The 19,698-nt window shown below is 47.9% G+C and carries 22 protein-coding genes; 2 read left to right on the forward strand and 20 right to left on the reverse strand.

Going from position 1 to position 19,698, the window contains the following annotated elements; translation table 11 throughout:
• Positions 1 to 149 precede the first annotated feature (149 nt).
• Together P403_RS16805 and P403_RS16810 are read left to right on the forward strand one after the other, a co-directional pair.
• Positions 150 to 365 (forward strand): hypothetical protein, encoded by a 216-nt coding sequence (locus tag P403_RS16805; protein WP_235195181.1) that lies wholly within the window; start codon positions 150 to 152, stop codon positions 363 to 365.
• Between the two features lie 144 nt (positions 366 to 509).
• A complete protein-coding gene (locus P403_RS16810) occupies positions 510 to 1,019 on the forward strand; it encodes a hypothetical protein (RefSeq protein ID WP_235195182.1) in 510 nt (169 codons plus the stop codon).
• A 380-nt stretch (positions 1,020 to 1,399) separates the two neighbouring features.
• Here the strand turns inward: P403_RS16810 and P403_RS0106000 are convergent, their stop codons facing one another.
• The 20 genes from P403_RS0106000 to upp all read right to left on the reverse strand — a co-directional run bounded on the left by P403_RS0106000 (position 1,400) and on the right by upp (position 19,637).
• Positions 1,400 to 2,323, reverse strand: coding sequence for a siderophore ABC transporter substrate-binding protein (locus P403_RS0106000; RefSeq protein WP_029331732.1), 924 nt, complete (start codon positions 2,321 to 2,323; stop codon positions 1,400 to 1,402).
• 20 nt (positions 2,324 to 2,343) lie between these two features.
• Positions 2,344 to 3,102 carry an iron ABC transporter ATP-binding protein gene (locus P403_RS0106005; RefSeq protein WP_029331734.1) on the reverse strand — a complete coding sequence of 253 codons (759 nt, stop codon included), beginning with the start codon at positions 3,100 to 3,102 and terminating at the stop codon, positions 2,344 to 2,346.
• Positions 3,099 to 4,046 (reverse strand): iron chelate uptake ABC transporter family permease subunit, encoded by a 948-nt coding sequence (locus tag P403_RS0106010; protein ID WP_029331735.1) that lies wholly within the window; start codon positions 4,044 to 4,046, stop codon positions 3,099 to 3,101. Before P403_RS0106010 ends, P403_RS0106005 begins: the two co-directional genes overlap by 4 nt.
• Positions 4,033 to 4,989, reverse strand: a complete 957-nt coding sequence (locus P403_RS0106015) for an ABC transporter permease (RefSeq protein ID WP_029331736.1) — start codon at positions 4,987 to 4,989, stop codon at positions 4,033 to 4,035. Before P403_RS0106015 ends, P403_RS0106010 begins: the two co-directional genes overlap by 14 nt.
• A gap of 76 nt (positions 4,990 to 5,065) precedes the next feature.
• Entirely contained in the window at positions 5,066 to 5,452 is a 387-nt protein-coding gene (locus P403_RS0106020; protein ID WP_029331737.1) for a hypothetical protein, read from the reverse strand.
• Between the two features lie 855 nt (positions 5,453 to 6,307).
• Positions 6,308 to 7,288, reverse strand: coding sequence for a rod shape-determining protein MreB (gene mreB, locus P403_RS0106025; protein ID WP_029331738.1), 981 nt, complete (start codon positions 7,286 to 7,288; stop codon positions 6,308 to 6,310).
• A 174-nt stretch (positions 7,289 to 7,462) separates the two neighbouring features.
• Positions 7,463 to 8,767: a UDP-N-acetylglucosamine 1-carboxyvinyltransferase gene (gene murA / locus P403_RS0106030; RefSeq protein ID WP_029331739.1), complete on the reverse strand. Its 1,305-nt coding sequence runs from the start codon at positions 8,765 to 8,767 to the stop codon at positions 7,463 to 7,465.
• A 233-nt stretch (positions 8,768 to 9,000) separates the two neighbouring features.
• Positions 9,001 to 9,234 carry a DUF1146 domain-containing protein gene (locus tag P403_RS0106035; protein ID WP_029331740.1) on the reverse strand — a complete coding sequence of 78 codons (234 nt, stop codon included), beginning with the start codon at positions 9,232 to 9,234 and terminating at the stop codon, positions 9,001 to 9,003.
• Between the two features lie 309 nt (positions 9,235 to 9,543).
• Entirely contained in the window at positions 9,544 to 9,957 is a 414-nt protein-coding gene (locus P403_RS0106040) for a F0F1 ATP synthase subunit epsilon (RefSeq protein ID WP_029331741.1), read from the reverse strand.
• 26 nt (positions 9,958 to 9,983) lie between these two features.
• Positions 9,984 to 11,405, reverse strand: coding sequence for a F0F1 ATP synthase subunit beta (atpD, locus tag P403_RS0106045; protein WP_029331742.1), 1,422 nt, complete (start codon positions 11,403 to 11,405; stop codon positions 9,984 to 9,986).
• 36 nt (positions 11,406 to 11,441) lie between these two features.
• Positions 11,442 to 12,293, reverse strand: coding sequence for an ATP synthase F1 subunit gamma (atpG, locus tag P403_RS0106050; RefSeq protein WP_029331743.1), 852 nt, complete (start codon positions 12,291 to 12,293; stop codon positions 11,442 to 11,444).
• Between the two features lie 58 nt (positions 12,294 to 12,351).
• Positions 12,352 to 13,860 carry a F0F1 ATP synthase subunit alpha gene (atpA, locus tag P403_RS0106055; protein WP_029331744.1) on the reverse strand — a complete coding sequence of 503 codons (1,509 nt, stop codon included), beginning with the start codon at positions 13,858 to 13,860 and terminating at the stop codon, positions 12,352 to 12,354.
• Positions 13,861 to 13,879: 19 nt separating this feature from the next.
• The gene (locus tag P403_RS0106060; protein ID WP_029331745.1) at positions 13,880 to 14,413 is read right to left on the reverse strand and encodes a F0F1 ATP synthase subunit delta; all 534 of its coding nucleotides are present in this window, start codon (positions 14,411 to 14,413) and stop codon (positions 13,880 to 13,882) included.
• Positions 14,413 to 14,949, reverse strand: a complete 537-nt coding sequence (gene atpF, locus P403_RS0106065) for a F0F1 ATP synthase subunit B (protein ID WP_029331746.1) — start codon at positions 14,947 to 14,949, stop codon at positions 14,413 to 14,415. Before atpF ends, P403_RS0106060 begins: the two co-directional genes overlap by 1 nt.
• A 126-nt stretch (positions 14,950 to 15,075) precedes the next feature.
• Entirely contained in the window at positions 15,076 to 15,288 is a 213-nt protein-coding gene (gene atpE / locus P403_RS0106070; RefSeq protein WP_012371545.1) for a F0F1 ATP synthase subunit C, read from the reverse strand.
• A gap of 76 nt (positions 15,289 to 15,364) precedes the next feature.
• Positions 15,365 to 16,108 carry a F0F1 ATP synthase subunit A gene (atpB, locus tag P403_RS0106075; protein WP_029331749.1) on the reverse strand — a complete coding sequence of 248 codons (744 nt, stop codon included), beginning with the start codon at positions 16,106 to 16,108 and terminating at the stop codon, positions 15,365 to 15,367.
• An 8-nt stretch (positions 16,109 to 16,116) separates the two neighbouring features.
• A complete protein-coding gene (locus P403_RS0106080) occupies positions 16,117 to 16,503 on the reverse strand; it encodes an ATP synthase subunit I (RefSeq protein WP_026831925.1) in 387 nt (128 codons plus the stop codon).
• Positions 16,500 to 16,718, reverse strand: a complete 219-nt coding sequence (locus P403_RS0106085; protein WP_014971404.1) for an AtpZ/AtpI family protein — start codon at positions 16,716 to 16,718, stop codon at positions 16,500 to 16,502. The genes P403_RS0106080 and P403_RS0106085 overlap by 4 nt, the downstream gene beginning before the upstream one ends.
• A gap of 1,045 nt (positions 16,719 to 17,763) precedes the next feature.
• A complete protein-coding gene (gene wecB / locus P403_RS0106090; protein WP_029331751.1) occupies positions 17,764 to 18,903 on the reverse strand; it encodes a non-hydrolyzing UDP-N-acetylglucosamine 2-epimerase in 1,140 nt (379 codons plus the stop codon).
• Between the two features lie 104 nt (positions 18,904 to 19,007).
• On the reverse strand, positions 19,008 to 19,637 hold the full coding sequence (upp, locus tag P403_RS0106095) for a uracil phosphoribosyltransferase (RefSeq protein WP_029331752.1): 630 nt from the start codon (positions 19,635 to 19,637) through the stop codon (positions 19,008 to 19,010).
• Between the last annotated feature and the right edge of the window lie 61 nt (positions 19,638 to 19,698).

Genomic DNA, 19,698 nt, shown 5'->3' on the forward strand with positions numbered 1-19,698 from the left:
GGTCAAGCAACAACTTCTAATATACACTTCACAATGTGAAATGTCTAGGTTTTGAACTGATGCAATAGTCTCAAAGACTATTGATGGATAACTATTTTGAGCAAACGAACCGATAGTAGGAGTACCATGCAGAAGGAGTGAACACTACCATGAAACGTTTTCTCGTCAGTCTCGTCTGCGTCTCGTTTTTCAGTCTGTTACTGCCGTCAAGCGGTCAAGCCGCTACGCCCGTCACGCGTCATACGGTGATGTGGTCGATTCCGGAAGCGAAGTCCATCCCCGTGAAAATCAATCAGCTCGCCAACCGGCAGATGAAGCGTGTCTACCTCCATGTCGCGATTGAGGATGATCGTACCCTCTATTGAACATTTGTCGAGGCCGCACATGCAGCAGGAATTGAAGTCTACTTCCTGTTCGGGCAACCGCGCTGGATTACGAATGAAGGCACGACCTTCCGACCGAATGTCGAAGACCCGCTCGCCTGGATTACGCTGTATCAAAGTGAGACGATGCAGCATCCGGATGGAATCAGCGTCGATCTCGAACCGTATGCCCTACCGGAGTGGACAACGAATCAATCTGCCGTCATCGCTTCTTATCAGCGAATCCTGACTGCCTTTCAGGAGCGGGCAACAGCAGAAGGACTACCGTTGCAACTCTTTCTCCCGTTCTGGTTCCACACGGTCACGGATGTCGCCGGACGTCCCGTCAGTGCCTGGGCGATGGATCTCGCAAGCGAAGTGACCTTAATGAGTTACCGGACTGTCTACGGTGGTGGAAACGGCTTATCTGCCATCACGCTCGTCGATACGTTGTATGCGGCAAACCACCAGCACAACCTGTCATACGCTCTCGAGTTCACGGAACTACCGGAGACACCGAACATCACCTTTTATGGTCAGTCACGGCAATCCTTGAACCAACTCGTCAATCAGACGATGAACAGCTCTTTCCCCCCGCGTGCCATCGTCTATCATGACTTTGAGGCCTATCAGGCGTTCATGCAACATACGAAGTAACTGATTGGCAAGATTCTTTAAGCGATCGATGAAAAAAAAATCAATCCTTAACGGACTGACCTTTCAGACTGTAGACAACGTGCTATTGGGAGATCAAGCGTCTTTTTTCGTTGCTTTCCTCGGGCGAGGCGCAAGCCGTTGCTCCTTGATCCTCGCGGACAACGAGCAGGGTCTTGCCTGCCTCTGGCAAGTCGCGTTGAAAACGCACTTTTCCCGTAGGAGTCAACGAAACGTGACGCTTTTTAGGTAATACCGTGACAGAAATCCAATCATGCAGACGCTTTAGAGCGCAATCCGTCTCGATATAGCATATTCATTCTTCCTGAGAGTTTGTCTACACGCTAAAAGCTCAGTCCTTAACGGATTGAGCTTTTTTGCTGTTACAATGCTGTTTTGATTTCTTCAATCATCTTCTCGATCGATTGGATACCGCCACCGGACAGATACCACACGTCTCCACTCAAGTAGACGACCTTATTATTTTTGACGGCATCGACGTTTTTCAATAATTCATTGTCCATCGCTTGTTTCGCGCTCGCCCCTTCGCCGATCGCTTCTCCACGGTCGATGACGAAGATGATGCCCGGATTTTTCTTGACGATGTATTCGTACGAGACATCTTGTCCGTGGACGGCTTGATCAAGAGTTGTATCGATTGCTTTCAGTCCGAATGCATCGTAAATCAAGCCAAAACGAGAGCCCGGTCCAAACGCACTCATGCTCTTATCCCCCGCAATCAAGACAAGTGATTCAGGTGCTTCTTTAGCATCCTCTTTGACTGCCGCGATTTTTTCATCTACTTCTTTTAATGCAGCTGTCGCTTCTGCTTCTTTTCCGAACAACTTACCGAGCATGTTGACGTTATCTTTGAACGACGTCATGTAGTCTTGTGTATCGATTCCTACATAAATCGTCGGTGCAATCTTGCTGAACTCTTTATACATTTCCGATTGACGGGCTGAGATTAGGATGACGTCTGGTGCAAGTTCACTGATTGCTTCAAAGTTTGGTTCTTTTAAACTTCCGACGCTCGTATACTGGTCTGCTTCATATTGTTTGAGATAGGCTGGAACGAGTTCTTTCGGTAGACCTGCCACTTCGACACCGAGTTCATCGAGTGTATCGAGTGCACCAAAATCAAAGACGACAACTTTTTTCGGGTCTTTGACGACCTCCGTTGAACCTAATTCATGTTTGATTGTCATTTTTTCGTCGCTTGAAGCGGCTGATTCATCTGTTCCTTTTCCACACGCACCAAGTGCGACGACACAAATTGCAATAACGAGTAAGAACCACTTTTTCATGTGAGTTGATCTCCCTTATGTTAAGTATAGTAGAGGCAAATTTTATGATCATCCATCTGTTCCAACGTTAAATCCATTTCATACAGGTTTTCGAGTAACGACTGGTCCATCAATTGGTCTGTCGGACCCGTCGCAACGATTTGTCCTTCTTTCATCGCGACCATCTGATCCGAGTAGACGGACGCGAAGTTCAAGTCGTGTAAGACGACAACGATCGTTTTATTTTCCTCGTCGACGAGCTTCCGGAGTAACTTCATCACCTGGACGGCATGACGCATGTCGAGGTTATTCAATGGTTCGTCGAGCAAGATATAATCCGTATCTTGGGCAATCACCATCGCGATGAAGGCACGTTGCTTCTGACCTCCGCTGAGGGCATTGATTTGTTTATCTTCCATCTCTTCGAGGCCGACGTATGCAATCGCTCGATCGATTTTTTCGTGATCAAGGGCGGTCAGTCGTCCTTTTGAATATGGAAAACGACCAAACCCGACGAGCTCTCGGACCGTCACACGCAGTCCGAGGTGGTTGCTTTGTTTTAAAATCGACAGTCGCTTCGCCAAGTCATCTGACGGAAATTGACTGATGGCCGTCCCTTCCAGTGTGACGACGCCCGCATCCGCTTTCGCGAGGCGGCTAATCATCGACAGGACGGTACTTTTACCCGCACCGTTCGGTCCGATGAAGGATGTCAATTGACCTTTCGGGATCGTGAACGTCGCCGCTTCGACGACGGTCTTCGTTCCGAACCGTTTCGTGATGTTCTCAATCGTAATCATCGGTTGACTCCTTTCAGCAAGAGATAAATAAAGTAGCTACCACCAATCAAGTTCAAGATGACACTGAGCGTCGTCGAGAAGTTCAAGACGTGCTCGACAATCAACTGCCCTCCGACTAACGCGATCACACCAAGTAAAACTGTCGCGACCGCTAAAGCGTGATGGCGGTACGTCGGGATGAGCTGATAGGCGACGTTGACAATCAAGAGCCCTAAAAATGTAATCGGTCCAATCAAGGCTGTCGCAATCGAAATATAGATGGCGACGATAATTAACAGACGTTTGACGATTTTTTCATACGGAATGCCCAAGTTAATCGCATGGTCGCGCCCGAGTGCTAATACGTCGATGAGGCGGACATACCGCCAAAGCCAAACTGTATTCAAGACGAGGAGGACCGTTGCTAACATCAATAAGTCCGAATCGACGTTGTTGATGCTCGCGAACGAGCGATCTTGCAACAATTGAAATTCGTTCGGGTCCATCAGCAGTTGAAGAAACGAGGTGATACTGCCGAAAAACGTTCCGAAGACGAGACCGACGAGGAGAAGGAAGTAGACGTTCCGCCCCTCCCCTCGGAACAGCAATTGATACAGCACGATCGCAAAACCGACCATCAAAAGAATCGTTGCGACGAAGCGGACTTCGATTCCGACTTCAAGCAGGATTGAGCTGCCGAACAAAAACAAGAGTCCGGTTTGAAGCAACATATACAGGGAATCGAGACCGATGACGTTCGGTGTCAAAATCCGGTTCATCGCCACGGTTTGGAAGATCAAGGTCGAGACCCCGATCGCGACACTCGTAACAAGCATCGCCGCTAACTTTGTAAAACGTCTTGGAACGACGTATCCGAGTGCCCCTTGTAAGTTCAACGTCATATAGCCGACCATGCATAATAACGCGAGGGCGCCAAGCCAAATCAATCGTTTACGATAAGCCATAACGATCCCTCCTAAACAAGAGGTAGAGGAACAAGCCACTGCCGATCGTCCCGACCATCAAGCTAATCGGAATCTCATACGGTGCAATCAACAGGCGGCCCGCAATGTCACAGACGAGGACGAACAAGGCACCGAACAGAGCCGTTAACGGTAACGTCTTTCGTAAATGATCGCCGTACCAAATCGAAATCAAGTTCGGCACAATCAGACCAAGAAATGGAATCACACCGACCGATAAGATCACGGCTGAAGCAATCAATGAAACAATCGCCAGCCCGAGCTGCATGACACGCTTATGCGAGATACCAAGATTTTGTGAAAATTCTTCGCCCATTCCGACAATCGTAAACCGGTGGGCATAACGATAAGCGATGAACAGCAACGGAACAGTTATGTAAAGCAATTCGTAGCGTCCCTTTGTGATCATCGAAAAGTTTCCTTGCATCCAACCGCTTAAGCTTTGCAGCAAGTTGAACCGCAATGCGAGAAACGTCGTCAAGGCACCGACGATACTGCCGAGCATCAACCCGACGAGGGGAATGAAAATGACATCCTTCATTTTGATCCGTTCGAGAACCCGCATGAATAAAAGCGAACCACCAAACGCAAACCCAAATGAAATGAGCATCTTAATCAGTGGATGCGCATCACTAAAGCCAATCATTGAAACGACGATTCCGAGTTTCGCGAAGTCCATCGTTCCCGCCGTCGTCGGTGAAACGAAGCGGTTTTGTGTAATTTGTTGCATGATCAATCCCGCAATGCTCATACCCGCTCCAGCCAATAGGATACTTAAAAGTCGTGGTATCCGACTCATCAAGAACAATTCCCATTCCGTCTCGCTCCAAGATAAAATGTCTGTTAAATCGAGGTCAGCGACACCGACAAACATGGAGCCGATCGAGACACATACGAGGAGGATTCCCCAAATCATAATCGGCATCGTAGCCTCCTTGTAAAGATAATGATATTCATTCTCATTGAGAACATTCTCATTCTCTCTTTTTTCCAGGCTTCCGTCAACCGTTATTCTGATATTTTTTTAGAAAGTCTTTTTCTCTGTCACGTAAGAGTGCGTTTTTTTTAACAACATTTAATACAGTGATTTCTTGGTTTTTGAACAACATTCCGTACAGTGATCTCTTGGTTTTTGAACAACATTCCGTACAGTGTTCTCTTGGTTTTTGAACAACATTCCGTACAGTGTTCTCTTGGTTTTTGAACAACATTCCGTACAGTGTTCTCTTGGTTTTTGAACAACATTCCGTACAGTGTTCTCTTGGTTTTTGAACAACATTCGCTTCTACCACGGTTCGCTTGCTTAGGGGCAAGCGGGAAGCCGCTTCGCTTTTTACAAAAGCTGCAGGGTCTCCCCTTGCTTGCTCGTGAACCTTTTCAAGGTTCACTCATTCCCTCAAGCGTCTCACCGTTTTCGAAGCGAGTTGTTCAAATCATCAGTATTTCCATTTAAGACGCTACATCTTATCGATTGGTGTTCTCAGCTCAGACACGAGTGAACCAATCTGTTCCAAAACGTCATTCGACAGAAAAGAGCCTTCCTAAAAGACTCGCTTCCCGTGACTCGTACGGGAAAAAGCGCAAGAAATTCTTGCGCTGTCAGAGGCAAGCGAGACCCTGCTACTTGTCCGGATAGGATCAAGTAGCAACGGCTTGCGCCTCGCCCGAGGAAAGCACGGGAAGAAAGAATCTTTGTCCTGCACCATTCTTGAATCGTTCATGATACTGTACTTTGTCCGTTTTCAATCTAATCCGATCTATTCGAGAACGGCATTCGACAGAAACGCACCTGCTCAAAAGATCCGCTTCTCGTGACTCCTACGGGAAAAAGCGCAAGAAATTCTTGCGCTGTCAGAGGCAAGCGAGACCCTGCTACTTGTCCGGATAGGATCAAGTAGCAACGGCTTGCGCCTCGCCCGAGGAAAGCACGGGAAGAAAGAATCTTTATCCCGCAACATTCTTGAATCGTTCATGATACTGTACTTTGTCCGTTTTCAATCTAATCCGATCTATTCGAGAACGGCATTCGACAGAAACGCACCTGCTCAAAAGATTCGCTTCCTGTGACTCCTACATGAAAAAGCGTAAGAAAAGCTTGCTCTGTCAAAGGCAAGCACGGGAAGAAAAAACCTTCATACGCAACATTCTTAAATCGTTCTCTACGCAAAATAAAAAAAGGTAACCCCCACAATTAAGTGAATGGTTACCTCATCGCTTGACGATTTGTGCCAAACAAGCATTTCTTATTTTCCTAAGTTATCGAGCATGATGCCTGTCCCGCGTGCGACACATAACATCGGATCTTCTGCAATCAAGACCGGTAACCCTAGCTCTTTTGCTAACAACTGATCGATTCCGTCGAGCAATGCCCCACCACCCGTTAAGATGATGCCGCGGTCGATAATATCTGCTGCGAGTTCCGGTGGTGTCTTCTCGAGAACCCGTTTTGTCGCTTCGACGATTTCCATCGCTGATTCTGCGAGTGCTTCATGAATTTCTTGTGAGCTGACCGTAATGTTATGCGGCAGCCCTGTGACGAGGTTGCGTCCTCGAATGTCCATCTCTTCCTGACGTCCGTCTTCTGAGACCGTTGCGACCGTCATCTTGACGTTTTGCGCCGTCCGTTCACCGATGATTAACTTATGCCGACCTTTGATCGCCCGAATGATATCGTGATCAAATCGATCTCCTGCAACTTTGATCGTTTCGCCACAGACGATATCTCCCATCGAGAGTACCGCAACATCCGTCGTCCCACCACCGATGTCGATGACCATATGTCCCGCAGGCATCCAAATGTCCATCCCGGCTCCGACCGCGGCCACTTTCGGTTCGACTTCGAGGAAGACGGTTTTCGCACCCGATTTTTCTCCTGCCTGACGAATCGCTTTTGCTTCGACTGTCGTGATGCTCGCTGGTGTACAAATCAACATCCGAACGCCACCGAACATGCTGCGGACCTCAATTTTATCGATAAAGTGACGTAACATCGCTTCCGTCATCTCGAAATCTGCGATCACACCATCTTGGAGCGGACGAATCGCGACGATGTTTCCTGGTGTCCGGCCTACCATTAAATGTGCTTCCGTACCTACTGCATGAATTTTGCCGGTCGCTTTATCAATGGCGACGACTGAAGGTTCATCGAGGACAATTCCTCTTCCCTTTACATGAATGACGACATTGGCAGTTCCTAAATCAATTCCGATATCTTTTGAAAACATCTCGCGTGATCTCCTTTACCAGCTGGCTATTATTCCATAATTTAGAACATCGTTTGGACGTCTAACCCATTTATGTATACATACCTTTCAATTTTAGCACAGGCAAGCAAAAAGAGACGACTTTCTTTTTCAGAAAGTCGTCTCTCGTTAATGAAATGGAATAATAGCTTAAGATTAAAGCTTTGTCGCTGCCGTTTCTTCGACAACCGCTGTTTCTTCCGTGATGCGCTCGACATCTGCGCCAAGGGCTTGCAGTTTCAAGTGGAAGTCAACGTATCCACGATCAATGTGATGGAGTGCACCGACACGTGTTTCGCCTTCAGCAATCAAACCAGCTGTGACGAGCGCTGCACCAGAACGAAGGTCTGTTGATAAGACTTCTGCTCCTTGAAGCTGAACTCCACCTGTGATGATTGATGAGCGTCCTTCGATTTTGATATCAGCATTCATACGGCGGAATTCTTCCACGTGCATGAAGCGGTTTTCGAAGACCGTTTCCGTGATGACCGATGTTCCTTCCGCTTTTAAGACAAGCGCCATCATCTGTGCTTGAACGTCTGTCGGGAAACCAGGGTGTGGCATCGTCTTCACGTCGACAGCAACCAATTTCTTAGGTCCGACAACACGAAGCCCTTCTTCTGTATCCGATACTTGAACACCCATCTCTTCCATTTTTGAGATCAATGGACGAAGATGCTCACGCTCAGCACCGATGACTTCGACGTCACCTTCTGTGATTGCAGCTGCAATCATGAATGTTCCGGCTTCGATCCGGTCTGGAATCACGTAGTGGTTGCCACCATGTAATTTTTCGACACCTTCGATGCGGATCGTTTCCGTACCTGCGCCACGGACTTTCGCACCCATCGCGTTCAAGAAGTTCGCGAGGTCGACGATTTCAGGTTCTTTCGCAACGTTCTCGATGACTGTCGTGCCTTCAGCGAGTGTTGCCGCCATCATGATGTTTTCTGTCGCACCGACAGAAGGGAAATCAAGATAGATTTTTGCACCTTGGAGACGACCATCGACTTGTGCTTCGACAAAACCGTTTCCGATGATTGTTTTCGCGCCCATCGCTTCGAATCCTTTTAAGTGAAGATCGATTGGACGTGATCCGATTGCACAGCCACCCGGCATCGCCACGCGTGCGCGACCGAGACGTGCAAGGAGTGGACCCATGACAAGAATCGATGCCCGCATTTTACGAACGTATTCAAGTGGTGCTTCGTCTTTTAGTTCCGGTTCTGCATTGACGGTAACCGTGTTCGCTTCTGCATCGAATTCGACTTGTGCGTTTAAGTTCCGTAAGACATTGTTGATTGTATAGACGTCTGCGAGACGTGGTACGTTTTGAAGGACCGATTGACCTTCTGATGCGAGCAATGTCGCAACCAACGTTTTTAAGACTGCATTTTTTGCACCTTCTACTTTGACTGTTCCAGCTAATTTACGTCCGCCACGGACAACAATTTTTTCCATTACCCATACTCCTCTGCTTCGTTTCTTTTCTATTCGTACAATTCGTGATTGGTGTTGATCATAGTTGAAAAGTCAACGAATGATAGAAAGAAACTTTCCTATAGTTATCTCTCGTGCCAAAAGCCAATACGATTTTCAGTGTCATAATCAATGTGTTTCTTCATTATAAGAATACTATCCTTTTCCATACTAATTCAGATGACCAAATTAGGGTTTACAAGGAAGTTACAAGTTCAGCCTACTAAAAATTGAAGACGTTGGGCGAATCCTGAATACTCCAGCAAAAAGCGACCGACGAGGGAACCGAGTGCAATCGCAAGCAACGTCCGTAACGCAATGGCGTGTGGACCTTTAGGATGTTGGAGGATTTTTTCCCACTTGACTGGTAAGAGTGACCACCAGGCAAGGACAATTGCCATTACATAGACAAGCATACTTACTAAAGCACTTAAACCAATTGACGTCACGCGCTTGCACCTCTTCTTCGTGTTTTCTTCAACCTTACCATGATTTCACAAAATGAATGATTTCGCAAACAAAAAAGCACAATACGCATTTATTTTAGCGCATAAAATATATTTATTAAAGATGATTGTCACAATTTCTATTGAAGTAAGGATGAAAAGTTTGTGAATAAGAGGTCTATATGGTACTTTTACTATTTTTCGCCATCTTAAACCTGAATCGCCTTAATCCTAACGAAAACGCTGTTAAATTGACGTTTTCTACAAAAAAAGACCCGATTTCCACGAGGGAAACCGGGTCTTTTACTTGAATCAATCGCGACCGTAGTCTTTTAAATCGAGACGGTTAATTGCCCGTTTCAATGAAAGCTCTGCGCGTTTGAACTCAAGATCTGATAATTTCGTGTCCTGGAGACGTCGTTCTGCACGAACCTTCGCAGCCGCAGCACGGTCATAATCGACCTTATCTGCTTGCTCCGCTGTTTCTGCAAGAACCGTTACAGTATCCTGGCGCACTTCCATAAAGCCACCGCTGATAGCGATCAACGTGCGTCCGCCATCTTCGTGGCGCAACTTCAAGATGCTGATGTCGAGTGGTGTTACGAGTGGGACGTGGTGCGGGAGAACCCCGATCTCACCAGAAATCGTCTTCGCAACGACCATACGGACATCGCCATCATACACTTCGCCATCCGGGGTGACGATATTGACATGAAGTGTGTTCATCTCAAGTCCCCCTTATGCTTTGTCACTTAGACAAGCGCCTTCGCTTTTTCAATCGCATCTTCGATCGGACCGACGAGACGGAATGCTTCTTCCGTTAAGTCATCGTGTTTACCATCGAGGATTTCTTTGAAGCCGCGGATCGTGTCCTTAACTGGGACGTACGATCCTTTTTGTCCTGTGAACTGCTCAGCTACGTGGAAGTTCTGCGACAAGAAGAACTGGATACGACGCGCACGGTGAACACTTAACTTGTCATCTTCCGACAACTCGTCCATACCGAGGATTGCGATGATATCTTGAAGTTCTTTATAACGCTGAAGTGTTTCCTGAACTTGACGTGCTACAGCGTAATGCTCTTCACCGACGATTTCAGGTGAAAGGGCACGTGATGTAGATGCAAGTGGATCCACGGCAGGATAAATACCCATCTCAGAGAGACGGCGCTCAAGGTTCGTCGTTGCATCTAAGTGAGCAAACGTCGTCGCAGGAGCCGGGTCAGTATAGTCATCGGCTGGTACATAAACCGCTTGGATTGATGTAACCGAACCTTTGTTTGTTGACGTGATACGCTCTTGGAGCATACCCATCTCTGTTGCAAGTGTTGGTTGGTAACCAACGGCAGATGGCATACGACCGAGAAGGGCGGATACTTCTGAACCAGCTTGCGTATAACGGAAGATGTTATCAACGAAGAGAAGAACGTCTTGTCCTTGCTCATCACGGAAGTACTCAGCCATTGTCAAACCAGTCAAGGCAACACGAAGACGTGCACCCGGTGGTTCGTTCATCTGACCGAAGACCATCGCTGTTTGTTTGATAACGCCTGAATCCGTCATCTCATGGTACAAGTCATTACCTTCACGTGTCCGCTCACCAACACCTGCGAATACCGAGATACCGCTGTGCTCTTGGGCGATGTTGTTGATCAATTCCTGGATGAGGACGGTCTTACCTACACCGGCACCACCGAAGAGACCGATCTTACCACCTTTGATGTAAGGAGCAAGTAAGTCAACGACTTTGATTCCTGTTTCAAGGATTTCAACTTTTGTTGAAAGGTTATCGAACGTTGGTGCTTTTTTGTGAATCGGAAGACGTTCCACGCTTGCATCAAGTTCTTTTTCGTCAATTGGGTTACCGAGTACGTTGAATACGCGACCGAGCGTCGCTTCACCGACGGGTACCGAGATTGGAGCACCTGTATCCAGGACTTCCACTCCACGGCGTACACCATCCGTCGAATCCATCGCAATGGTACGGACGACATCGTCACCAAGGTGTAATGCGACCTCAAGCGTTAAGTCGATAGCCACTTCTTCTACAGTTTGCGGCGTATATTGAATACGAAGCGCGTTGTAGATGTTCGGTAAGTGTCCCTCTTCGAACTTAACGTCGATGACAGGTCCCATGACCGCGACGACGCGGCCTTTAAAACCGAGTTCGTTCATCGTGTTTCCTCCTACCTATCATTACGTCCTTGGGGCTTACTGCTGCGCAGCTGCTCCACTGACGATCTCTGTGATTTCTTGCGTGATTGCAGCTTGTCGAGCTCGGTTGTAGACGAGAGTCAATCGACCGATCAAGTCATCTGCGTTATCTGTCGCACTTTGCATTGCTGTCATACGTGACGCATGTTCTGCTACTTTCGCGTCAAGAAGCGCACCGAAGATCAAGCTTTCCGCATAACGCGGAAGGAGTTCAGAAAGGATTTGCTCCTCACTTGGCTCATACTCATAAGTCGTCGAAGAAGAAGCTTCGATTTCTCCGAGTGGGAGAAGGGTTTCGACTTTCACTTCTTGGCTGATGACAGACAAGAAATGGTTGTAGCTCAGCTTGAGTTCGTCGATTTCACCGTTCGTGAACGCACTCACTGTACGCTTCACGATTTCAGCTACATCAACATACGAAGGAGAATCGTTGAGTCCTGTGATCGCATCCGTGACCAAGATTCCGCGTGAACGGAAGAACTGGACACCGACTTTACCGACCACGTACAGAACGTAACTGTCCGTAGTGTGCTTTTCTTTGATTTCCCGGTAGACTTCACGCAGCACGTTGGCGTTATATGCACCAGCTAAGCCGCGATCCGATGTGATGACGATAAATCCAGTCTTTTTGACGGGACGTTTCTCGAGCATCGGATGGCTCGCACCTGTCGTGCCATTCGCAATGGTTCCGAGAACCTCCTGCATTTTCAGCAAGTAAGGCTGGAACTTCGCGCTATGTGCTTGAGCGCGGTTTAGTTTCGACGCCGAAACCATGTTCATCGCTTTCGTGATCTGTTTCGTACTTTTCGTCGAGTTAATCCGCGTTTGTATCTCGCGCAACGATGCCATTTCGATTCACCACCTTGTTAGTATCAAGAGCGTTCAGGCGAAGCCTAAGAGTTAACCCTTAGACTGTCGCTTGGAACGTTTTCTTAAATTCTGAGATTGCTGTAACGAGTTCTTCGTCAGCCGGAAGGTTACCTGTTTTACGGATCTCATCGCAAAGCTGTTTGCGGTTTTGATCGAGCCAGAGGTTGAGTTCCTTTTCAAAACGACGAATATCCGTAACGGCAACATCATCAAGGTGACCACGAGTCAAGGCATAGATGATGATGACTTGCTTGTCGACAGTCAACGGTTGGTTAAGATCCTGTTTCAGAACCTCTACTGTCCGCTCACCACGGTTAAGCTTCGATTGTGTCGCTTTATCAAGGTCAGATCCGAACTGTGAAAAGGCTTCGAGCTCACGGTAAGAGGCGAGGTCAAGACGGAGCGTACCCGCTACCTTCTTCATCGCTTTTACTTGAGCCGATCCACCAACACGCGATACCGAGAGACCCGGGTTGATCGCTGGACGGACACCTGAGAAGAAGAGATCCGATTGAAGGAAGATTTGACCATCCGTGATCGAGATAACGTTCGTCGGGATGTAAGCCGAGATATCCGACGCTTGTGTCTCGATGAATGGAAGTGCTGTTAAGCTACCTGCGCCAAGCTCGTCGTTCAATTTCGCCGCACGCTCAAGAAGGCGTGAGTGAAGGTAGAAGACATCCCCTGGGTAAGCTTCGCGGCCTGGTGGACGCTTCAAGAGAAGCGAAAGCTCACGGTATGCAGCGGCTTGTTTTGAAAGATCATCATAGATGACAAGCACGTGCTTGCCGAGATCCATGAAGTGTTCACCCATCGCTACACCAGCGAATGGTGCGAGGTAAAGAAGTGGTGCCGGCTGTGAAGCAGCGGCAGAAACGACGATCGTGTAATCAAGTGCACCGTTTTTACGGAGTGTTTCAACAACACCACGGACTGTTGATTCTTTTTGTCCGATTGCGACGTAAATACAAATCATGTTTTCTTCTTTTTGGTTGATGATTGTATCGATGGCGATCGACGTTTTACCTGTCTGACGGTCACCGATGATCAACTCACGTTGTCCACGACCGATTGGAACGAGGGCATCGATTGCCTTGATTCCTGTCTGAAGTGGTTCGTGAACCGATTTACGTGCCATAACGCCAGAAGCTTTACGCTCGATTGGGTTATAGTGTTCCGTTTCGATTGGACCAAGACCATCGATTGGCATACCGAGCGGGTTAACGACGCGACCGAGCAATGCGTCCCCTGTTGGTACTTCCATGATGCGTCCTGTACGGCTAACTGAATCGCCTTCTTTAATATCAAGGTAGTCACCAAGAATGATGATACCAACGTTGCCTTCTTCTAAGTTTTGCGCCAAGCCCATTGTGCCGTTAGCGAATTCTACGAGCTCTCCCGACATGACGTTGTCGAGTCCGTGTGCACGAGCGATACCATCACCAATTTGGATGACCGTACCCGTCTCGTTCACTTCCATCGTAGAACCGTACTGCGCGATACGCGCTTTAAGCAGGGCGCTGATTTCTTCAGCTCTAATGCTCATGCGTTTCACCCCTATTTTCTTACGCTTTTAACAGCTCACGCTCAAGTCGCGTTAGTTTCGTTTCGATCGTGCCGTCATATGTCGTGTAACCGATTTGGACGCGAAGTCCTCCGATTACATTCGTATCAACAACATTTTCTACTTCAAGCGTTTTACCTGATTTTTGGCCGAACGTTTCTTTCACTTTCATGAGTTCCGCGTCTGACAATTTGTATGCACTCGTCACGACGGCTGTCGCAACGTTACGGTGTTCATTCAATAACGCAATGAAATGCTCCGGCAAAGATAATACTTCCGCCGCACGGTCGTTTTCGACCATGACGAGGATGGTATTCAAGACAATCGTGTTGAATCCAGTGAAGCTCGTCTGTAAGACTAACTTCAGCTCTTCCGCAGAAATCGATGGGTTACTTAAAACCGATGCGAGCTCTGGTGTTGCGTGGAGCACTTCGCCGAGCGTCCGCACATCAGCTTCTGCTTGCTCGAGCACATGATGCTCAAGCGCAAGATCGAAGAGCGCTTTTGCGTAGCGTCCCGCTACGTGATCACGCATTAGTTCGTGCCCTTAGTGTCAGCAAGGAATTGATCAACGAGCGCGCGTTGAGCGGCTTCGTCTGTCGCAAGCTGTGTTTTCATGACGTGGCGTGCTGCAGCGATTGCTTGAAGAGCAACATCGTTCTTCAAAGCAGCTTGTGCTTCAGCGCGTTCACGGTCGATCGCACGGCGAGCTTCTTCCTTACTCATTTCTGTTTCAAGACGTGCCTGCTCCATCGCACGTGCTTGTTCTGCCTCAGCTTGACGGCGTGATGATTCTAATAAGTCACGTGCTTCCGTACGTGCCTTATTTAATTCTTCTTGTTGTTGTTCTACATAGACTTCAGCGTCTTTACGACTTTTTTCAGCCGAGTTGATCTCGCTAGCCACATGCTCTTCCCGCGCTTTCATCATGTTGATGAGCGGGCCCCATGCGAATTTCTTCAAGAGGATGAGGAGCAAGAGGAAAACGACGATCGTGACGATCATATTGCCGAGTAAGAGATTTTCTGCATTCGCAGTATCCGTTTCAGCAGCAAGATACGTTAGATTCATTCGATTACACTCCCCTCGTGGTTGGTCCTACTTCAATTTCTACATAAGGGAGCCAAAGCTCCCGTGACGGTTCACTCTTGTCGAACGAATAACGCCCTATGTAGCTCGTTTCTTAAAAATTATGGATTAAGAGTTGAGGAGAAGGAAACCGACCGCTACACCGATGATTGGAAGTGCCTCAACGAGACCGATACCGATGAACATTGTTTGACGAAGTTCGTTTTTGAGTTCTGGCTGACGTGCTTGTCCTAATACTGTACCGTTTACGATAAGACCGTTACCGATACCAGCGCCAAGTGCGCCGAGTCCGATGATGATCGCTGTTGCAATAAGTTCCATTATAAATTGCCTCCCTAGATTGTGTTCGAAATTTTGGTCGTGCGATTATCGGAAAAGCAGATGCTTTACCTTCGAATTAATGGTCGTGCGCTGCCTTATGCCCGATGTAAACCATCGTTAAGATAAGGAAGATGTACGCTTGGATTGCTCCGATGAAGAGTGAGAATCCTTGCCAAATCAGCATTGGAATCGCAGAAAGGATGACACCGACTGGTCCGAGGAATTGGAAATCGTTCGTTCCAGTGACGATTCCGATCGAGAGAATGATTCCGATCATGATTTCACCAGCGAAGATGTTACCGTAAAGACGAAGACCGAGTGTCAACGTGTTTGCGAATTCTTCAATGATGGTAATAATAAACATCGGCGTCATAAACGTTTTCGCATACGAGCCGAAGCCACGCATTTTCACACCGTAATAATGGCTCATGACCACTACCATAGATGAAAGTGCAAGTGTCACGTACGGATCCGCAGTTGGTGAGTTGAACCAAATGTAGTGACCCGTCACAACGTTAAAGGGAAGACCCATTAAGTTGGACACGAGGATGAATAGGAACAGTGTCATTCCGAAAGTAAGGAAGCGACCCCCTGTTTTCCAATCCATTGTGCTGCTGATGATTCCGCGAACGAATTCGAGGAACCACTCTAGCGTGTTTTGAAAACCGGTTGGCTTCATCGCGAGACGTCGCGTACCGGCCACGGCAATCAGGAAGACGAGAGCAGCTGCTATCAGCACTGTGATCACGTTTGTCCAGCTACCGTACAGAACGAAGTCGCCCCAGAGTGGGATTTCGTAAAGTGGCATTTCGTGGTTCATTTGACTATTCACCTCTTTTCCCGCTTAAGTTCGTGAGTCAAGAACTCACAAAATTGTATGACGTGGCCGGCGAGAAGGCCTATTACCACCGCAGTTAATGACAATTCGGTTTCGTACTTCAAACCGATCATCACACAAAGTACCGCGACCGCCATGCGTGATACGGTCCCTCGAGACATCGGCTTGCGCCCACGCTCGATTACACGATACATTCGATCGACGCTTAAGCGTTGCAGCGTCAAAATCATGAAGCTACCTGCCCCACCTAATGCCAGCCCATAAATCACTGGATCACTCGGATAGCCGACAAGTAACAGAACGGCAAGGATTCCATAATAGAGTCCAAACCATCGTAAGTACGCACGATACAACGCATCTTGAAGGATGATGTTCATGTCTTGTCTCCTAACAAGTGCCTGATCATTGCGATCATGCAAAGAATGCCGATGAAAATCCCGATGAACACTGAGAATGTCGCTCCCATCTTTTGCCACCAGTCTTGCTGTTCCCCATAGTTCCCAACAAGGAAGCCGATGACGATTGGTGCGGCAAGTGCCGTCGAAATTTGCGAGGCCATGACCATACTCGTTGCGAGCCCTTTTTGGCGCACTAGAGACGACCCCCTTTTCCCAATTGCAGGTTCTTTTTCTTTCCCACAATTTGCGGATTTTCATACTAGTCAAGAATACAATGAGAACCATTTCATAGTCAAATGAATTCACAAATAAAATAGACCGCTGAAACCATTGTATATCAACGATTGATAAGGTTTTCACAGAGGTACCCCATCCACCTCTTTTCACGAAGATGTGAAGAAAATATGTAGTACTATCAACGTTTAAAGAGATGGTTCACTTGATGAACAAAACCATTGAACAGTAACGTTATATCGCGTTCTGGGATGAGAAACAAGCCATCTAAAATAGATTTGTGTCGATTTTGTGAAAAAGTAATTTTTGTTCAAGATTGGAAGCGCTTTCGATTTGGGACAGAAAAACGCTCCTGACATCTGTTTGTAACAAAGGATTTAAAGCATTTCCAATTTGTCTGTTGTGTTGCTTGTCACAGCTTGAAATGTCATGAATGAATTACAGGTTTTAAGGTCAGCTCGGTGATTTGGATTTTACATTTTCTTCACAAACAGGTAGATTGAGGTGTTTGTTTCTTTCTTAAAGATACATTGATGTATGTTTACTCACTACTTCTTGTTTAGTGATTATTGAATAGACCTTTCGCTATTTCCTCTCGCTTTCCTTGGGCGGGACGCAAGCCGCGGTCTTCCTGTCGGATGACCGGGTCTCGCTTGTCCCTGTCGGAAGCGGTCGCTTCCTCTTCCCATAGGAGTCGAGAGGAATTGCTCAAGGCTATTCAACTTACAAGTGAATAACAACACTACGCCTTGATCAAAATTTAGTAGAGCGTAATTGAAAAGGACGTACCCCGGTCGACTCGACTCCTACGGGAAAAGAAACCACAGTTCATCGTGGTTTCGTCAGAGGGAAAGCGAGGTCGACGGGAATGGCTGAGACAACTTACGGAAGTTAACCTTAAACGGAATCATTAAAAAGGACGCATCCGTTCGTCTTGATTCCCGTAGGAACGGCAAGATGTACGGAAACGCCCTAAGTAAACATTTTTGACTGGATTACTTCATTTTAGATATCTGCATGAAACGGTTCCGGCGCCTCACCTTGATTAAAGTGCGCTAAAATCGCTGCTGCAATCCGCTCCGACGCATGACCATCCCCGTAAGGATTTGAAGCGTGCGCCATTTTTGCATAGGCCGCTTCGTCTTCAAGCAACTCGCTCGCCATCCGGTAAATCGTTTCTTCGTCTGTCCCGGCAAGTTTTAACGTCCCGGCTTTGACGCCTTCCGGACGCTCCGTCGTATCGCGTAAGACAAGGACAGGTACGCCGAGCGAGGGTGCTTCTTCCTGGACGCCGCCGGAATCGGTCAGGATTAAATGGGCACGACTGGCAAAGTTATGAAAGTCGAATACATCGAGCGGCGGAATTAACGTGATGCGATCGTGTCCCCCAAAGATTTCAGCCGCTGTTTCCTGGACGACCGGATTCAAATGGACCGGATAGACGACGTGCACGTCCGGATATGTATCGACGAGTCGACGGATCGCCCGGAACATCTGATGCATCTTCTCTCCGAGGTTTTCTCTCCGGTGTGCCGTCATCAAGATCAGGCGCCGTCCGCCGACCGCTTCGAGCACAGGGTGGACATAATCCGGTTGGACGGTCGTCTGCAGGGCATCGATCGCCGTATTGCCCGTCACATAGACACCAGTATAACGATTTTCAGACGCTAAGTTCGCTGCCGCCTGATCGGTCGGCGCAAAGTGCAAATCTGCGAGTGTCGACGTCAATTGACGATTGACCTCTTCCGGAAACGGTGAGTATTTATTATATGTACGAAGTCCGGCTTCAACGTGTCCAACGGCGATTTGATTGTAGTAGGCAGCAAGACTACCGACGAACGTCGTTGTCGTGTCGCCATGAACGAGAACGAGATCCGGTTTGACATCCTTCATGACGAGATCGAGTCCTTCAAGACCACGCGTCGTGATGTCGACGAGCGTCTGACGGGGTTGCATGATATTGAGGTCAGAATCCGGTTCAATCTCGAACATCCGTAACACTTGATCAAGCATTTCGCGGTGTTGCGCCGTGATCGTCACATGGACATCGAACGCTGGATTTTGTTTTAAGGCATTGACGAGCGGTGCCATCTTGATGGCTTCCGGCCGTGTTCCAAAGATGGGCATGACTTTGATGGGCATCATTACTTCCTCCTTTTTCTACTTCCTCCATTTAAGCATAGTTGAAAGCTGTCCTGCATCTTACAACAAAAAAAGCAGCCTGCCAGGAGTGGCAGACTGCTTCTGTCTTACTTCGTACCGAACAAACGATCACCCGCATCCCCGAGTCCAGGGACGATGTAGCCATGATCGTTCAGTTTTTCATCGAGTGCCGCGAGGTAAATATCGACATCCGGATGCTCTTCCTGAACGCGTTTGACGCCTTCAGGTGCTGCACACAGGCAAGCCAGTTTAATGCTTTTCGCGCCTTGTTTCTTTAAAGAGGAGATTGCGTCAGCAGCCGAACCGCCTGTCGCAAGCATTGGATCGACGACGACGAAATCACGTTCTGCGACGTCCGTCGGCAACTTGAGGTAGTATTCCGTTGGTTCAAGCGTCTCTGGATCACGGTAAAGACCGATGTGACCGACTTTGACGTTCGGCATCATCCGAAGCATCCCGTCGACCATCCCTAGTCCTGCGCGAAGGATCGGAACGATTCCGAGCTTCTTGCCTTCAATCATCTTCTGCGTCGTTTTCGTGACCGGTGTCTCGATCGCGACTTCTGTGAGTGGAAGGTCACGCGTGATTTCATATGCCATCAATGAAGCCACTTCGTCGACAAGCTCCCGGAATTGTTTCGTCCCCGTTTCGACTTTACGCATGATTGTCATTTTGTGCTGAATCAATGGGTGATCAAATACATGTACTTTACTCATTGTTTGCATCTCCTCTCAATTCTCTTTTCGCATTGTACTCCAAAAAGTGACCGCTTGGGAA

The sequence above is a fragment of the Exiguobacterium oxidotolerans JCM 12280 genome (assembly GCF_000702625.1).
Lineage (GTDB): Bacteria > Bacillota > Bacilli > Exiguobacteriales > Exiguobacteriaceae > Exiguobacterium_A > Exiguobacterium_A oxidotolerans.

Bases quoted from the DNA above. Each gene is read 5' to 3' on its own strand.
- P403_RS16805 (WP_235195181.1), top strand. From the start codon at position 150: ATGAAACGTTTTCTCGTCAGTCTCGTCTGCGTCTCGTTTTTCAGTCTG.
- P403_RS16810 (WP_235195182.1), top strand. From the start codon at position 510: ATGCAGCATCCGGATGGAATCAGCGTCGATCTCGAACCGTATGCCCTA.
- P403_RS0106000 (WP_029331732.1), bottom strand. From the start codon at position 2,323: ATGAAAAAGTGGTTCTTACTCGTTATTGCAATTTGTGTCGTCGCACTT.
- P403_RS0106005 (WP_029331734.1), bottom strand. From the start codon at position 3,102: ATGATTACGATTGAGAACATCACGAAACGGTTCGGAACGAAGACCGTC.
- P403_RS0106010 (WP_029331735.1), bottom strand. From the start codon at position 4,046: ATGGCTTATCGTAAACGATTGATTTGGCTTGGCGCCCTCGCGTTATTA.
- P403_RS0106015 (WP_029331736.1), bottom strand. From the start codon at position 4,989: ATGCCGATTATGATTTGGGGAATCCTCCTCGTATGTGTCTCGATCGGC.
- mreB (WP_029331738.1), bottom strand. From the start codon at position 7,288: ATGTTTTCAAAAGATATCGGAATTGATTTAGGAACTGCCAATGTCGTC.
- murA (WP_029331739.1), bottom strand. From the start codon at position 8,767: ATGGAAAAAATTGTTGTCCGTGGCGGACGTAAATTAGCTGGAACAGTC.
- P403_RS0106040 (WP_029331741.1), bottom strand. From the start codon at position 9,957: ATGAACACACTTCATGTCAATATCGTCACCCCGGATGGCGAAGTGTAT.
- atpD (WP_029331742.1), bottom strand. From the start codon at position 11,405: ATGAACGAACTCGGTTTTAAAGGCCGCGTCGTCGCGGTCATGGGACCT.
- atpG (WP_029331743.1), bottom strand. From the start codon at position 12,293: ATGGCATCGTTGCGCGAGATACAAACGCGGATTAACTCGACGAAAAGT.
- atpA (WP_029331744.1), bottom strand. From the start codon at position 13,860: ATGAGCATTAGAGCTGAAGAAATCAGCGCCCTGCTTAAAGCGCGTATC.
- P403_RS0106060 (WP_029331745.1), bottom strand. From the start codon at position 14,413: ATGCGTGATCACGTAGCGGGACGCTACGCAAAAGCGCTCTTCGATCTT.
- atpF (WP_029331746.1), bottom strand. From the start codon at position 14,949: ATGAATCTAACGTATCTTGCTGCTGAAACGGATACTGCGAATGCAGAA.
- atpE (WP_012371545.1), bottom strand. From the start codon at position 15,288: ATGGAACTTATTGCAACAGCGATCATCATCGGACTCGGCGCACTTGGC.
- atpB (WP_029331749.1), bottom strand. From the start codon at position 16,108: ATGAACCACGAAATGCCACTTTACGAAATCCCACTCTGGGGCGACTTC.
- P403_RS0106080 (WP_026831925.1), bottom strand. From the start codon at position 16,503: ATGAACATCATCCTTCAAGATGCGTTGTATCGTGCGTACTTACGATGG.
- wecB (WP_029331751.1), bottom strand. From the start codon at position 18,903: ATGATGCCCATCAAAGTCATGCCCATCTTTGGAACACGGCCGGAAGCC.
- upp (WP_029331752.1), bottom strand. From the start codon at position 19,637: ATGAGTAAAGTACATGTATTTGATCACCCATTGATTCAGCACAAAATG.